General features: G+C 50.7%; 13 protein-coding genes. 9 read left to right on the top strand and 4 right to left on the bottom strand.

Annotated elements, in window-relative coordinates; genetic code table 11:
• The first annotated feature begins 24 nt into the window (after positions 1-24).
• From melB to mutS, 9 genes are all read left to right on the top strand, one after another.
• Positions 25-1,461, top strand: coding sequence for a melibiose:sodium transporter MelB (melB, locus tag MES37_RS11665; RefSeq protein WP_237931484.1), 1,437 nt, complete (start codon positions 25-27; stop codon positions 1,459-1,461).
• Between the two features lie 373 nt (positions 1,462-1,834).
• Positions 1,835-2,383 carry a PTS glucitol/sorbitol transporter subunit IIC gene (srlA, locus tag MES37_RS11660; protein WP_064543944.1) on the top strand — a complete coding sequence of 183 codons (549 nt, stop codon included), beginning with the start codon at positions 1,835-1,837 and terminating at the stop codon, positions 2,381-2,383.
• Between the two features lie 9 nt (positions 2,384-2,392).
• The gene (gene srlE, locus MES37_RS11655) at positions 2,393-3,358 is read left to right on the top strand and encodes a PTS glucitol/sorbitol transporter subunit IIB (RefSeq protein ID WP_121815023.1); all 966 of its coding nucleotides are present in this window, start codon (positions 2,393-2,395) and stop codon (positions 3,356-3,358) included.
• Between the two features lie 8 nt (positions 3,359-3,366).
• A complete protein-coding gene (gene srlB / locus MES37_RS11650) occupies positions 3,367-3,729 on the top strand; it encodes a PTS glucitol/sorbitol transporter subunit IIA (RefSeq protein ID WP_237931482.1) in 363 nt (120 codons plus the stop codon).
• Positions 3,730-3,749: 20 nt separating this feature from the next.
• The gene (gene srlD / locus MES37_RS11645; protein ID WP_064543937.1) at positions 3,750-4,529 is read left to right on the top strand and encodes a sorbitol-6-phosphate dehydrogenase; all 780 of its coding nucleotides are present in this window, start codon (positions 3,750-3,752) and stop codon (positions 4,527-4,529) included.
• Positions 4,530-4,592: 63 nt separating this feature from the next.
• A complete protein-coding gene (gutM, locus tag MES37_RS11640; RefSeq protein WP_064543935.1) occupies positions 4,593-4,952 on the top strand; it encodes a transcriptional regulator GutM in 360 nt (119 codons plus the stop codon).
• Between the two features lie 68 nt (positions 4,953-5,020).
• Entirely contained in the window at positions 5,021-5,794 is a 774-nt protein-coding gene (gene srlR / locus MES37_RS11635; protein ID WP_064543934.1) for a glucitol operon DNA-binding transcriptional repressor SrlR, read from the top strand.
• Positions 5,787-6,752, top strand: coding sequence for an arabinose-5-phosphate isomerase GutQ (gutQ, locus tag MES37_RS11630; protein ID WP_237931480.1), 966 nt, complete (start codon positions 5,787-5,789; stop codon positions 6,750-6,752). The genes srlR and gutQ overlap by 8 nt, the downstream gene beginning before the upstream one ends.
• A gap of 147 nt (positions 6,753-6,899) precedes the next feature.
• Positions 6,900-9,461, top strand: a complete 2,562-nt coding sequence (gene mutS / locus MES37_RS11625; protein ID WP_064543930.1) for a DNA mismatch repair protein MutS — start codon at positions 6,900-6,902, stop codon at positions 9,459-9,461.
• A gap of 157 nt (positions 9,462-9,618) precedes the next feature.
• Here mutS and rpoS read toward each other — a convergent pair whose 3' ends face one another.
• The 4 genes from rpoS to surE all read right to left on the bottom strand — a co-directional run bounded on the left by rpoS (position 9,619) and on the right by surE (position 13,506).
• Positions 9,619-10,611 carry an RNA polymerase sigma factor RpoS gene (rpoS, locus tag MES37_RS11620; RefSeq protein WP_064543919.1) on the bottom strand — a complete coding sequence of 331 codons (993 nt, stop codon included), beginning with the start codon at positions 10,609-10,611 and terminating at the stop codon, positions 9,619-9,621.
• Positions 10,612-10,791: 180 nt separating this feature from the next.
• A complete protein-coding gene (gene nlpD / locus MES37_RS11615; protein ID WP_232886947.1) occupies positions 10,792-11,922 on the bottom strand; it encodes a murein hydrolase activator NlpD in 1,131 nt (376 codons plus the stop codon).
• Positions 11,923-12,124: 202 nt separating this feature from the next.
• On the bottom strand, positions 12,125-12,751 hold the full coding sequence (locus tag MES37_RS11610; protein WP_064543915.1) for a protein-L-isoaspartate(D-aspartate) O-methyltransferase: 627 nt from the start codon (positions 12,749-12,751) through the stop codon (positions 12,125-12,127).
• Entirely contained in the window at positions 12,745-13,506 is a 762-nt protein-coding gene (gene surE / locus MES37_RS11605) for a 5'/3'-nucleotidase SurE (RefSeq protein WP_064543913.1), read from the bottom strand. Before surE ends, MES37_RS11610 begins: the two co-directional genes overlap by 7 nt.
• Positions 13,507-13,953 lie beyond the last annotated feature (447 nt).

Raw genomic sequence — 13,953 nt, 5'->3', positions numbered from 1 at the left:
CTGGTAACAGTACCCTTGAACCCTATGAGCATATCGATTGCAACAAAACTCAGTTACGGATTTGGAGCGTTTGGTAAAGATTTCGCTATTGGTATTGTTTACATGTATCTGATGTATTACTACACCGATATCATCGGCTTATCGGTGGGGGTGGTTGGTACATTATTTCTGGTCGCCAGAATTTGGGATGCGATCAATGACCCCATTATGGGCTGGATAGTCAATAACACGCGTACGCGTTGGGGAAAGTTTAAACCATGGATTTTGATAGGCACGATAACCAACTCCGTGGTGTTGTTCTTATTATTCAGCGCGCACCAGTTTGAAGGTACAACCCAATTAGTGTTTGTCTGTGTCACCTATATTTTATGGGGTATGACATACACGATTATGGATATCCCGTTCTGGTCACTGGTTCCCACCATTACGCTGGATAAACGCGAACGTGAACAACTGGTTCCTTTCCCAAGGTTTTTTGCCAGCCTCTCGGGGTTTGTTACCGCCGGTATTACCCTACCGTTTGTGAAGTATGTCGGCGGGGCTGACCGCGGATTTGGTTTCCAGATGTTTACCCTGATCTTGATAGCCTTCTTTATTGCCTCGACTATTGTCACATTACGCTATGTCAAAGAGGTCTATTCATCGGACAACGACACCACTACCAAGAATAGCCGGCTGACATTAAAAACCATTGTCGGGCTTATTTATAAAAACGATCAGCTTTCGTGCCTGTTAGGTATGGCTTTGGCCTACAATATTGCCGCCAATACCATTACCGGCTTCGCGATTTATTATTTTACTTATGTAATTGGCAATGCCGACCTCTTCCCGTATTACATGTCTTACGCCGGTGCGGCAAACCTGCTCACGCTAATCCTGTTCCCTCGCCTGGTGAAAGCATTATCCCGGCGCGTTTTATGGACTTGTGCCTCAACGTTACCCATTCTCGGTTGTTGCGTACTACTGTGGATTGCCCTGGCGGGTTATCACAATATCTGGATGATTTCACTGGCTGGGGTACTACTCAATGTTGGCAGTGCACTGTTCTGGGTACTGCAGGTCATTATGGTGGCGGATACCGTCGATTATGGTGAATATAAGCTCAACGTACGCTGTGAAAGCATCGCCTACTCAGTACAAACGATGGTAGTAAAAGGTGGCTCGGCATTTGCTGCGCTGTTGATTTCCATTGTGCTTGGCATTATTGGTTATGTGCCAAATGTCGTTCAAAGCGAAAGTACGCTCATCGGCATGCAATTCATCATGATTGCTCTGCCTGCAGTGTTCTATCTCATCACCCTGGCTTTCTATTTCCGTTTCTACAAACTTAACGGCGATATGCTGCGTAAGATCCAAATCCATGTGCTGGATAAATATCGTAAAAAACCCGAGTTCATGACGCCAGAACCACAGAGGGCAAAAGTTAGCAATGTGGTCAACGCATCAGAAGCAAAGGTGTAAAATGCAGTAAGGTAAAAACGTAATGCCAACCACATTAGGTGGCTGGCATTGCAAGCAATTCAATCTCCTCCACAGTGGCCTTTCAAATCGTTGACCACGCCGCCAATCGCATCTTCTCGCCCCCACAAATCCGCATGACCATAGCCCATTCTCCTGATGAAAGGGGATTCCTTATGGCAAATCATAAGCAGTAAACCCTCTTATCTCCCCTTTCAGTTCACCATAAAACTTTCCATTTAAAATTAAATTACCTTTCAAATTAACAGATTTATGTTTCACAATGAGATCTAAATAACATACATGAAGGTTTCAAAGTGATTATTATGAGCTGCCACTGACCGCAGAGTGAGCATTTACCCTTCAGGAGATAACAATGATCGACATGATTACCCATGGAGCTGAATGGTTTATTGGCCTGTTTCAAAAAGGGGGAGAAGTTTTTACCGGCATGGTGACCGGTATTCTTCCGCTGCTAATAAGCCTGCTGGTGATAATGAACGCGTTAATTAATTTCATCGGCCAGCATCGCATCGAACGAATGGCGCAGCGCTGCGCCGGAAACCCGGTTTCCCGCTACCTGTTATTGCCTTGCATCGGTACGTTCGTGTTCTGCAACCCGATGACGCTAAGCCTGGGGCGCTTTATGCCGGAGAAATACAAACCGAGCTATTACGCCGCCGCTTCATACAGTTGCCACTCAATGAATGGCCTTTTCCCTCACATCAATCCAGGCGAGCTATTTGTGTACCTCGGGATCGCCAGCGGGCTGACCACACTTGGTTTGCCGCTGGGTCCACTCGCGGTGAGCTACCTGCTTGTCGGTCTGATCACTAACTTCTTCCGTGGCTGGATAACCGACCTCACGACCTCGATCTTCGAGAAGAAAATGGGTATCGAACTGGAACGCCAGGTGCGACTTTAAGGAAAAATCATGACGCAACTTATTCGTATTGAGAAAGGCCAGGGCGGCTGGGGCGGCCCGCTGATTCTGCCGGTCGAACCCGGAAAAAAAATCGTCTACATCACCGCAGGGACTCGCCCGGCGATTATCGACAAACTCAGTGAAATGACGGGCTGGGAAGCAGTAGACGGCTTTAAAGAAGGCGAGCCGCCGGAAGCAGAAATCGCTGTGGCGGTGATCGACTGTGGCGGAACATTGCGCTGCGGGTTGTACCCGAAACGCCGCATCCCGACCATTAATATCCATGCCACCGGCAAGTCCGGGCCAATGGCGCAGTACATCGTTGAAGATATTTACGTTTCCGGTGTGCGCGAAGAAAACATTAGCTGGCAAGCAGATGAAACGCAGTCCGTCGCGAAAACGCCGGTTCGTGAGTACGACACCAGTAAGAAAATAACGGAACAAAGCGATGGATTGCTGGCAAAAGTCGGCATGGGCATGGGCTCTGCCGTAGCGGTGCTGTTTCAGGCCGGGCGCGACACCATCGATACCGTTTTAAAAACCATCCTGCCGTTTATGGCGTTTGTCTCAGCGCTTATCGGCATCATCATGGCTTCAGGATTAGGCGACTGGATTGCTCACGGCCTGGCTCCGCTGGCCAACAATCCCGTCGGACTGATAACCCTGGCGCTGATTTGTTCATTCCCGCTGCTCTCACCTTTCCTCGGCCCAGGGGCGGTTATCGCACAGGTTATCGGGGTGCTGATTGGCGTACAAATTGGCCTCGGTCACATTCCACCACATCTGGCGCTCCCCGCGCTGTTTGCCATCAATGCGCAAGCAGCCTGTGACTTCATCCCGGTGGGCCTCTCTCTGGCTGAAGCCCGACAAGACACGGTGCGCGTCGGCGTGCCATCGGTATTAGTCGGCCGCTTTTTAACGGGCGCGCCAACCGTGCTCATCGCCTGGCTCGTGTCCGGCTTTATCTATCAATAAGGTGGATTATGCGAACTATTTATCAAACGACTATCACGTACATCGGCCAGTCCGCCCGCGAAGCGCTGGATGACAACATGCTGATCACTTTTAGCGAAGGCGCGCCAGCAGATATTCAGGACTTCTGTTTTATTCACTGCCACGGCGCATTGAGCGGCACGCTTGAACCCGGCATCGGTTTTGAACTGAACGGGCAGCATTACGATGTCACCGCAGTTGGCGACGTCGCTCAACAAAATTTACAGGAACTGGGGCATATCACCCTGCGTTTCGACGGTGAAGCGCAGGCGGAATACCCGGGTACCGTCCATGTTAACGGGCCACTACCACAGAATATTGAAACGGGCTGCCAGTTGAAGTTTTTAGTCTAAGCACATTAAAGGAGTAGAGCATGAACCAAGTTGCCGTTGTCATTGGGGGAGGACAAACCCTCGGAGCGTTTCTCGCCCATGGGCTTGCGAAGGAAGGTTATAAAATTGCCGTGGTAGATATCCAAAGCGAAAAAGCGGCCCGCGTCGCCCAGGAAATTAACGACCAGTACGGTGCTGGCATGGCCTGGGGATTTGGCGCTGATGCCACCAGCGAACAGAGCGTAACCGCGCTCGCCAACGGAGTAGACGAGATTTTCGGCCAGGTGAATTTGCTGGTCTATAGCGCCGGAATTGCCAAAGCGGCATTTATTGGTGATTTCGCGTTGGGCGATTTTGACCGTTCGTTGCAGGTCAATCTAGTGGGATATTTTCTGTGCGCCAAAGCGTTTTCAGCCTTGATGATCCGCGACGGCGTACATGGCCGCATCATCCAAATTAACTCTAAATCCGGGAAAGTGGGCAGCAAACATAATTCCGGCTACAGCGCGGCAAAGTTCGGCGGCGTAGGGCTGACACAATCACTGGCACTGGATTTAGCAGAGTACGGCATTACCGTGCATGCCTTGATGCTGGGCAACCTGTTGAAATCGCCAATGTTTCAATCATTACTCCCGCAATATGCCGAGAAACTGGGCATTGCGGCGGATGAAGTCGAGCAATATTACATCGACAAAGTCCCGCTCAAGCGTGGCTGCGACTATCAGGATGTGCTGAATACGCTGCTGTTTTATGCCAGTGATAAAGCATCGTACTGCACCGGGCAATCAATCAACATTACCGGCGGGCAGGTGATGTTTTAAACCCACGGGTGGATAGCCGTATGACTGCAAACGCGCTATTCACCTCCCTAACGAGAGAAATCTATGATTAACGCACTCATCGCAATCGCTGTAATCGCCTGGCTGAGCCAACTGGTTTTGGGTGGCTGGCAAATACGCCATTTCAATCGTGCATTCGACCAGTTATGCCAGAAAGGAGCCGTAGGTATCGGGCGTTCTGGCGGGCGTTTTAAGCCTCGGGTGGTCATTGCACTGGCATTCGATGAACAACAAAACATCTGTGACAGTTTGATGATGAAAGGCATCACTATTTTTGCCAGACCCTTACCGTTGTCACAATTACATGGGATAAATCGAAAGGAATTGCAACCTGATGTGATCTTCCCCCATGATCAAAACTGTCAGAATGCTCTATCATTAGCGATTAAAGTGAAACATGGATAATTTCGTTTCGAACGCTTATTGCTTGCGAAATTATCAAACTAAAATTTAGCGCAAGGTAATAAGAGCTTATGAAACCACGCCATCGGCAGGCCGCAATCCTGGAGTATCTGCAAAAACAAGGGAAAAGTTCCGTTGACGATCTCGCTCAATATTTTGCCACCACCGGTACCACGATCCGCAAAGATCTGGTGCTGCTGGAAAACGCAGGCACGGTTATCCGTACCTATGGCGGCGTAGTACTGAACAAGGACGAACCGGATCCCCCCATTGACCACAAGACCTTAATCAACACTCATAAAAAACAACAAATCGCGGATGTGGCAGTAACATTCATCCATGATGGTGATTCGATTATTCTTGATGCCGGCAGCACGGTGCTGCAAATGGTTCCGTTATTACAGCGCTTTAATAACATCACCGTCATGACCAACAGCCTGCATATTGTTAATGCGCTTTCAGAACTGGATAACGAGCAAACTATCCTGATGCCTGGCGGCACCTTCCGCAAAAAATCAGCCTCTTTCCATGGCCAACTGGCCGAAACCGCTTTTGAACAATTCAGCTTCGATAAACTTTTTATGGGCACCGATGGCATCGATCTGAATGCCGGTGTTACCACATTTAATGAGGTTTACACCGTCAGTAAAGCGATGTGCAACGCAGCGCGTCAGGTGATTTTAATGGCTGACTCCTCAAAATTTGGTCGCAAAAGCCCGAACATTGTTTGTGGGCTGGACAGTGTCCACACCATTATTACCGACAGCGGCATCAGCGAGGAGTTTTTGACGGCTTTGCAGGAAAAGGGAATCAACGTGATTATCACAGAGGAAAAACATGACTGAACGAATGATACTCATCGCGCGAGAAACACTGGAGTTAGAACTGTACGAAGCCAGCCGTTTATCTGACAGACTGGGCGAACAATTTGTTAACGCAGCTCGTGCGGTGCTTGCCTGCGAAGGTAAAGTGATTGTCTCAGGTATGGGTAAATCCGGGCATATTGGTAAAAAAATAGCCGCCACGCTTGCCAGCACCGGTACTCCCGCTTTCTTCGTTCATCCTGCTGAAGCTCTTCATGGCGATTTAGGGATGATCGAGAGCCGCGATATCATGCTGTTTATCTCCTATTCTGGCACCGCCAAAGAACTGGACTTAATCATCCCGCGCCTCCAGGAAAAAGCTGTCACCTTAATTGCTATAACAGGTAAATCAGACTCTCCCCTCGCCAAAGCTGCACTTGCAATACTCGACATCTCCGTTGAACGCGAAGCCTGCCCTATGCGCCTCGCCCCAACGTCAAGCGCGGTTAACACACTAATGATGGGTGATGCACTTGCCATGGCGGTCATGCAGGAGCGCGGTTTTAATGAAGAAGATTTCGCCCGCTCTCACCCTGCGGGGGCTTTAGGGGCACGCTTGTTAAACCGGGTGCATCACTTGATGCGCACTGGAAAACAGCTCCCGGTCATCGCTGACATCGCAACGGTCATGGACGCCTTACTCGAACTGAGCCGCACCGGTCTTGGCCTGGTATGCGTGACCAACACACATCAACAGGTTGTGGGGGTATTCACCGATGGCGATCTACGCCGTTGGCTGGTGGGAGGCGGTCAACTTGAAGCTGTCATTTGCGATGCAATGACCACTCAATGCTCCGTACTACAGACTGAAACACGTGCAACTGAAGCTAAAGAAATGCTCATGAAAAAACGCATTAGCGCGGCACCCGTAGTCGATGAAAACGGTCAACTGGTCGGCGCGATTAACCTGCACGATTTCCACCAGGCTGGGATTTTATAAATACAAGTTTTCGATCCGCCTCGTAACCTTTTCGATAAGATGTTAACCCCCACCCCCATTGTGATACGCTTTGCCCCATTCTCGATCCTGGATATGACACTCAGGATCGTTTCTTCATTTTATCGTGAAGTTGGTTAATAAAATCAAATGACTACTACGGAAAACCTCGACAGCCACACCCCGATGATGCAGCAGTACCTGCGCCTGAAAGCGCAGCATCCTGAGATCCTGTTGTTCTATCGCATGGGTGACTTTTACGAGCTTTTTTATGACGATGCGAAACGTGCATCGCAACTGCTCGACATTTCCCTGACTAAGCGTGGAGCATCCGCTGGGGAACCGATTCCAATGGCTGGCGTGCCACATCACGCCATTGAAAACTATTTAGCGAAACTGGTGAATCTTGGCGAATCTGCAGCTATCTGTGAGCAGATTGGCGACCCCGCCACCAGCAAAGGGCCAGTTGAGCGCAAAGTTGTGCGCATCGTTACGCCAGGCACCATCAGCGATGAAGCGTTGCTGCAGGAACGTCAGGACAACCTGCTGGCGGCCATTTGGCAAGAGGGCAAAGGTTTTGGCTACGCCACACTCGACATTAGCTCGGGCCGTTTTCGTCTGTCTGAGCCAGAAGATATCGAAACCATGGCGGCAGAGTTGCAACGTACCAATCCTGCTGAGCTGCTGTATGCCGAAGATTTTGCCGAGACACGCTTAATTGAAGGCCGTCGCGGTCTGCGCCGTCGCCCGCTGTGGGAATTTGAGATTTCCACCGCTCGCCAGCAGTTGAATATGCAGTTTGGTACGCGAGACCTGACGGGCTTTGGTGTCGAAAATGCTCATCATGCGTTGTGTGCTGCCGGTTGCTTACTGCAATACGTTAAAGATACGCAGCGCACTTCTTTGCCGCATATTCGCTCTGTCACCATGGATCGCCAGCAAGACAGCATTATTATGGATGCGGCAACGCGCCGTAATCTGGAGATAACCCAGAACCTCGCTGGCGGTTTTGAAAACACGCTGGCTTCAGTGCTGGACTGCACCGTCACGGCGATGGGCAGCCGCATGCTGAAACGCTGGTTGCATATGCCGATCCGCAACGTCGATGTGCTGCAAAAACGCCAGCAAACCATTGCCGCGCTGCAAGACCGTACTGCGGAAATCCAACCGGTGTTGCGCCAGGTGGGCGATCTGGAACGTATTCTGGCGCGTCTGGCTTTACGCACCGCACGCCCGCGCGATTTAGCGCGTATGCGCCACGCATTCCAACAGTTACCAGAGCTGCGCGAAATGCTGGCGGATGTGCCAACAGATTACGTACAAACGCTGCGCGAAAATATGGGTGAATTCGCCGAGCTTCGCGAGCTACTCGAACACGCCGTAGTAGAAGCACCGCCGGTACTGGTGCGTGACGGCGGCGTTATTGCGCCAGGTTATAACGAAGAGTTAGACGAATGGCGCGCGCTGGCAGACGGCGCCACGGATTATCTCGATAAACTTGAGATCCGTGAACGTGAAAAACTTGGTCTGGATACGCTGAAAGTGGGCTTCAACGGCGTACATGGTTATTACATCCAGATCAGCCGCAGCCAGAGCCATCACGCACCTATTCACTATGTTCGCCGCCAGACGCTAAAAAACGCTGAACGCTATATCATTCCTGAGCTGAAAGAGTACGAAGACAAAGTGCTGACCTCAAAAGGGAAAGCGCTGGCGCTGGAAAAACAGCTCTACGATCAACTGTTCGATGCCCTGTTACCGCACCTCGAAGCGTTGCAGCAAAGTGCGACAGCACTTGCGGAACTGGACGTGCTGGTGAACCTCGCGGAACGTGCTTACAGCCTGAATTACACCTGCCCGCAATTGACAGATAAACCGGGTATTAAAGTCGTTGGCGGGCGTCATCCGGTGGTTGAGCAAGTGCTTAGCGAGCCGTTTATCGCCAACCCATTAAGCCTGGCGCCACAACGTCGGATGCTGATTATCACTGGCCCGAACATGGGCGGTAAAAGTACCTACATGCGCCAGTCTGCATTGATTGTGTTGCTGGCTTACATCGGTAGTTTTGTTCCGGCGCAGCAGGCGGAAATCGGCCCAATCGACCGTATTTTCACCCGTGTGGGTGCGGCAGATGACCTGGCTTCCGGGCGTTCGACCTTCATGGTGGAGATGACCGAAACGGCCAATATTCTGCATAACGCCACCGAACACAGCCTGGTATTGATGGATGAAATTGGTCGTGGGACGTCGACGTATGATGGTTTATCACTCGCCTGGGCGTGTGCCGAAAGCCTGGCAAATCGCATCAAAGCGCTGACGCTATTCGCAACACACTATTTTGAGCTGACGACCCTGCCAGAAAAAATGGAAGGTGTGGCGAACGTGCATTTGGATGCCATCGAACACGGTGACACCATCGCATTTATGCACAGTGTGCAAGATGGTGCGGCGAGCAAAAGTTACGGCCTGGCCGTAGCGGCGTTGGCTGGTGTGCCAAAAGAGGTGATTAAGCGTGCCCGTCAGAAACTGCGCGAGCTTGAGACAATTTCTAACAATACGGCAGCCACGCAGGTTGATGGCACGCAGATGTCGTTGCTGTCTGTTGCCGAGGAAACCTCGCCTGCGGTAGAAGCGCTGGAAGCCTTAGACCCCGATTCGCTATCGCCACGCCAGGCGCTGGAGTGGATTTATCGTTTGAAGAGTCTGGTGTAGTTTCCACCATCGGGTCGCCCTCATCCCGTCCTTCTCCCCCAGGAGAAGGAGAAAACCATGTTCCCATGGGTGAGGGTATTCAGGAATGCAGTCATAAAAAAAGCGGTGACCAGGGTCACCGCTTTTTTATTTGAACAGTCGATTATTCGCGGAACATTTATTCGCGGAACAATGCTTCGATATTCAGCCCTTGAGTCTGCAAAATTTCACGCAGACGGCGTAGACCTTCAACCTGAATCTGACGAACACGTTCACGAGTCAGGCCGATTTCACGACCCACATCTTCCAGTGTTGCAGCTTCATAGCCTAAAAGACCAAAACGACGAGCCAATACTTCACGCTGCTTAGCGTTCAGTTCAAACAACCACTTCACGATGCTCTGTTTCATATCATCGTCTTGGGTGGTGTCTTCCGGGCCGTTGTCTTTCTCGTCAGCCAGAATATCCAGCAGCGCTTTTTCAGAATCGCCACCCAACGGGGTGTCTACTGAAGTAATGCGCTCGTTGAGACGCAGCATACGGCTAACATCATCAACCGGTTTATCCAGTTGCTCAGCAATCTCTTCCGCACTTGGCTCATGGTCGAGCTTATGGGAAAGTTCACGAGCGGTACGCAGATAAACGTTCAGCTCTTTCACGATATGAATCGGCAAACGAATCGTACGGGTTTGGTTCATGATTGCCCGTTCGATGGTCTGACGAATCCACCATGTTGCATACGTTGAAAAACGGAACCCACGTTCTGGGTCAAACTTCTCAACGGCACGAATCAGCCCCAGATTCCCCTCTTCAATCAAGTCCAGCAGAGCCAGACCACGATTGCTATAACGGCGGGCAATCTTAACCACCAAACGCAAGTTACTTTCAATCATGCGGCGGCGGGAAGCGACGTCACCACGCAGAGCGCGGCGGGCAAAATACACTTCTTCTTCGGCTGTCAATAATGGGGAATAACCAATCTCCCCAAGATAAAGCTGAGTTGCGTCAAGCACACGCTGAGTGGCGCCCTGTGACAATAACTCCTCTTCGGCTATGTCGTTATCACTGGGTTCCTCTTCTACGAGGGCTTTTTCGTCAAAGACCTCAACTCCATTCTCATCATATTCCGCGTCTTCATTTAACTCGTTAACTTTCAGCGTATTCTGACTCATAAGGTGGCTCCTACCCGTGATCCCTGGGTAAAGCACCTTGCACTTCGTCTTTTAAGCGCTATCTGCGTTGGCTGCCTTCATTCACCCCAGTCACTTACTTAAGTAAGCTCCCGGGGATTCACTCAGTTGCCGCCTTGATATCACTTAAACGACTTTGTGCATGTAAAGTGCTTTACCGGCTTATCGCTGCGGCAAGTAACGCAGCGGGTTGACGGATTTCCCCTTGTAACGAATTTCAAAATGTAAACGTGTTGAACTGGTTCCGGTGCTACCCATGGTAGCTATCTTCTGCCCCGCCTTGATTTCTTCTTGTTCCCGGACCAGCATTGTATCGTTATGGGCGTAGGCACTCAGGTAATCATCATTATGTTTGATGATGATTAGATTACCGTAACCACGCAGCGCGTTACCGGCATACACCACTCGCCCGGAAGCGGTAGCAATAACAGCCTGGCCTTTGCTGCCTGCGATATCGATCCCTTTATTGCCACCTTCGTTAGCAGAAAAGTTCTCAATAACCTTGCCTTCAGTCGGCCAGCGCCAGGTCGAAATTGGCGCGCTATCGGACGTGCTGCTGGCAGTCGGTACAGTAGTCGTAGAGCTAACCACAGGTGCCGTAACCGGTGCTGTGACAGTTGTCGCAGTCCCTGTATTATTCGGCAACATTTTGTTAGCACTTTGTTCACCTGAGTCCTCAGAATACGTAATTACCGGTTTAGAAGCAACCACTACGGCGGTTTTTTGCGCAGCGGTAGGGGTGATGCCCTGCGCGCTGGCATCGGCCGCAGTCACAGCGTTTCCACCCGTAATTGGTGCACCGGATGCGTTACCAATCTGCAGGGTCTGACCCACGTTCAAGCCGTACGGCTCGGGGATATTGTTCCGTTGGGCTAAGTCACGGAAGTCGTTCCCGGTGATCCACGCAATATAGAAAAGAGTGTCGCCGCGTTTAACGGTGTAAGTGCTACCGCCGTTATAGCTCCCTTTCGGAATAGCGCCATATTTGCGGTTATAAACAATGCGGCCATTTTCAGTTTGTACTGGCTCGGAAGCGACCGGCTGCGTTTGCACCGGCTGAATCGCAGGCTGCTGAGCGACAGGCTGAATTTGTTGGCTCTGGGTTTGGGTAGACATTTTCGGTGGCTGAGTCACCAGCATGCCGCCAGAAGAACTGCTGCTGGTATTGCCGTTACCGCCCACCGAACTGATCGGTGCCTGAGTGTTATTGCTGGTACATCCTGCTAACCACAGGCTCACCAGCGACAAGGCCGCAATACGGCGTAAAGTAAAAGTTGGGCTTCCCGCGCTCATTTATCCCCCAAAAAAACAATCATATGCTAATGAAAATACGGCAGAACTGGTGCTTATACCCATTATCCTTCAAGCTGCAGGGGTGTTGGCTGCAGACGCTCACCTGCAACTCGAATGCTAATGGTTATACAGCCAGATGCTAAAATTTCGCTGCGCGTAACGTTACGCCAATACCTTTAGAAAAAAACAAGATAGTTCCAGGTTATGCCAATTCACCCTTAACTAAGGGGACAAAACGCACGGCTTCTACCGTATCAATGACAAATTCCCCACTCAATCGACGAACGCGCTTCAGATACTGCCGATCTTCGCCTACCGGGAGGACTAAAATTCCACCTTCGTCCAGCTGCGACAACAGCGCGCTGGGGATTTCCGGTGGTGCAGCCGTAACAATAATAGCGTCAAATGGGCTGCGTGCATGCCAGCCCAGCCAGCCGTCACCGTGACGGGTGGAGATATTGTGCAGATCGAGTTGCTTTAAACGTCGCCTTGCGTGCCATTGCAGGCCCTTGATGCGCTCAACTGAACAAACATGATGCACCAGGTGAGCCAGAATCGCGGTTTGATAACCCGAACCGGTGCCGATTTCGAGCACTCGTGATTCCGGAGTCAGCTCCAGCAACTCGGTCATTCTGGCAACCATATAAGGTTGTGAGATAGTTTGGCCGGAACCAATGGGCAAGGCGGTGTTTTCCCAGGCTTTGTGCTCAAACGCTTCATCGACAAATTTTTCCCGCGGTACCTGCGCAATCGCCTCCAGAACTTTTTCGTCCTTGATGCCTTGAGTACGCAGTTGTGCGAGAAGAGCTTCTACGCGTTTGCTTACCATTGCTCGTCCACTCCTGATTTACTCAACCAGTGGCTAACGACCTCACGTGCGCTATGAGCAGTAAGGTCAACATGCAATGGGGTGACCGAAACATAACCTTCATCGACAGCGGCAAAATCGGTATCTGGGCCTGCGTCAAATTTATCGCCCGGCGGTCCAATCCAGTACAGCGTATTGCCGCGCGGATCTTCTTGCGGAATAACTTTATCTGACGGATGGCGGCTACCGCAGCGCGTGACACGAATGCCCTTGATTTGATCAAGCGGCAAATCAGGCACATTGATATTTAAGATACGCCCGGTACGCAGCGGTTCACGCGATAAAGCACGCAAAATCGAGCAAGTGACAGCGGCTGCAGTTTCATAATGCTCATGGCCATTTAATGAAACAGCCAGCGCTGGAATGCCTAAGTGCCGCCCTTCCATCGCCGCCGCAACGGTGCCGGAATAGATGACGTCATCACCCAGATTCGGCCCGGCGTTAATTCCAGAAACCACGACATCAGGTGCCGGACGCATCAAGGCGTTGACACCAAGATAGACGCAGTCTGTCGGCGTGCCCATCTGTACCGAAATATCGCCGTTGGCGAGAGTGAAAGTACGCAATGAAGATTCGAGCGTCAGTGAGTTTGAAGCCCCACTGCGATTACGGTCAGGGGCAACAACCTGCACATCAGCAAATTCCCTTAGTCGGGCCGCCAGAACTTGAATCCCCGGCGCATTGACCCCGTCATCGTTACTCAAAAGTATTCTCATATTGGATTTACAAAGCTTCTTTTTATATGAAAAAGATAAAACCACACGTTGGTTCCCGGCATAACAACTCTGTGCGTTCTGTTAACCTTCAAAATCGCCCCAACCTGTTGTTTTATCCCATTCTGTTGATTTTAGTGCACCCGTAATGAAATTGTTGCTGATTTTGTAACATTCACCACAAAGTCCTGTCCAGGGGACACTATACAATTCAATGTTGACTAAATCACCCTTTCTGGCCCAAGGAATGTGCCGAAAACAACGCCTTAGTGGCCTTTACGGAGCACTGCTGAAGGTGATTTCCCCCGTAAAGTTCGAAGTGTAGCCAGCTTCAACCGGAGTAGACCCCACTTAAAATAGCCAAAATGTTATTTATTTTAATTTTAGAATCATTTTCGAAAGACAAATTCTTCGTATGAAGTTGCAAATACGTTATATCCCACACCACCC

Origin of the sequence: Buttiauxella sp. S19-1 (genome assembly GCF_022134725.1) — a bacterium.
GTDB lineage: Bacteria > Pseudomonadota > Gammaproteobacteria > Enterobacterales > Enterobacteriaceae > Buttiauxella > Buttiauxella ferragutiae.
This window is presented reverse-complemented; position numbering and strand designations above follow the sequence as displayed.

Bases quoted from the DNA above. Each gene is read 5' to 3' on its own strand.
- surE (WP_064543913.1), bottom strand. From the start codon at position 13,506: ATGAGAATACTTTTGAGTAACGATGACGGGGTCAATGCGCCGGGGATT.
- mutS (WP_064543930.1), top strand. From the start codon at position 6,900: ATGACTACTACGGAAAACCTCGACAGCCACACCCCGATGATGCAGCAG.
- srlE (WP_121815023.1), top strand. From the start codon at position 2,393: ATGACGCAACTTATTCGTATTGAGAAAGGCCAGGGCGGCTGGGGCGGC.
- rpoS (WP_064543919.1), bottom strand. From the start codon at position 10,611: ATGAGTCAGAATACGCTGAAAGTTAACGAGTTAAATGAAGACGCGGAA.
- nlpD (WP_232886947.1), bottom strand. From the start codon at position 11,922: ATGAGCGCGGGAAGCCCAACTTTTACTTTACGCCGTATTGCGGCCTTG.
- MES37_RS11610 (WP_064543915.1), bottom strand. From the start codon at position 12,751: ATGGTAAGCAAACGCGTAGAAGCTCTTCTCGCACAACTGCGTACTCAA.
- srlB (WP_237931482.1), top strand. From the start codon at position 3,367: ATGCGAACTATTTATCAAACGACTATCACGTACATCGGCCAGTCCGCC.
- srlD (WP_064543937.1), top strand. From the start codon at position 3,750: ATGAACCAAGTTGCCGTTGTCATTGGGGGAGGACAAACCCTCGGAGCG.
- melB (WP_237931484.1), top strand. From the start codon at position 25: ATGAGCATATCGATTGCAACAAAACTCAGTTACGGATTTGGAGCGTTT.
- gutQ (WP_237931480.1), top strand. From the start codon at position 5,787: ATGACTGAACGAATGATACTCATCGCGCGAGAAACACTGGAGTTAGAA.
- srlR (WP_064543934.1), top strand. From the start codon at position 5,021: ATGAAACCACGCCATCGGCAGGCCGCAATCCTGGAGTATCTGCAAAAA.
- srlA (WP_064543944.1), top strand. From the start codon at position 1,835: ATGATCGACATGATTACCCATGGAGCTGAATGGTTTATTGGCCTGTTT.
- gutM (WP_064543935.1), top strand. From the start codon at position 4,593: ATGATTAACGCACTCATCGCAATCGCTGTAATCGCCTGGCTGAGCCAA.